The organism is Demequina sediminicola (genome assembly GCF_000975055.1).
GTDB classification, from domain to species: domain Bacteria; phylum Actinomycetota; class Actinomycetes; order Actinomycetales; family Demequinaceae; genus Demequina; species Demequina sediminicola.
This window is the reverse complement of the sequence record NZ_BBRB01000010.1, coordinates 1-778: the sequence shown is the minus strand read 5'-3', so window position 1 is coordinate 778 and position 778 is coordinate 1. Positions and strand designations below refer to the sequence as shown.

Here is a 778-nt window from a genome sequence, read left to right as displayed (position 1 = left end):
GAGTGGCTCACCGGCTCAGAGAACGTCGCCACCTCAACCCTGGAATTCTCCGGCACCGTCCCTCCATGCGCAGCCAACCCCCTACAACCCACCATCGAATGCGACGACACCCAAGCACTCCTCGACCCCCTATGGCGCTCCGACCCCCTACCCCTGGAAGGCCAAGGAACCCTCTACGGCCCCTGGACACGCATCGGAGACTACGAATGCTCCACCACACCAAGCCACGTCGCCGCCATCAACGCCTGGCACGCCATGACCATCCAACCGCCCACCGTCACCTTTGAACCCCACGACACCTGGGCCATCACCCACCTGGGCACACTGCCCATCACCGACACCACACCCCAAACCACCACCGTCAACCTCGCCGGAACCACCATCACCCTGCGCGCCACACCCATCACCTGGACATGGACCACCAGCGACGGCACCACCGAACAACGCACCACCCCCATCCGCTCCTACAACAACGGCGGCACCCCCATCACGTTCCCACCCGGACAACGCCGCATCTCCATGACCCTCACCACCCAATGGGAAGGCCACTACAGCCTCAACGCCGGCACCACCTGGACCCAAGCACCAGGCATCGCGACCACCACCAACGACCCCCACTGGATCCACCTGTACTCCCCCACACCCCACCTCGTGGACTGCGACACCCACGGCAACTGCAGCTCAGGAACCACCCCACCCCACGGCCACACCCCCACCCTCACCGACCCCGACGGCGACGGCATCGACAACCACACCATCCCCAACCAAGACATCGACG

General features: G+C 65.0%; 1 pseudogene. It reads left to right on the top strand.

Features of this window, described 5'->3' with window-relative positions:
* Positions 1-778 (top strand): annotated as a pseudogene (locus AOP79_RS11865) (hypothetical protein); the annotation flags it as partial.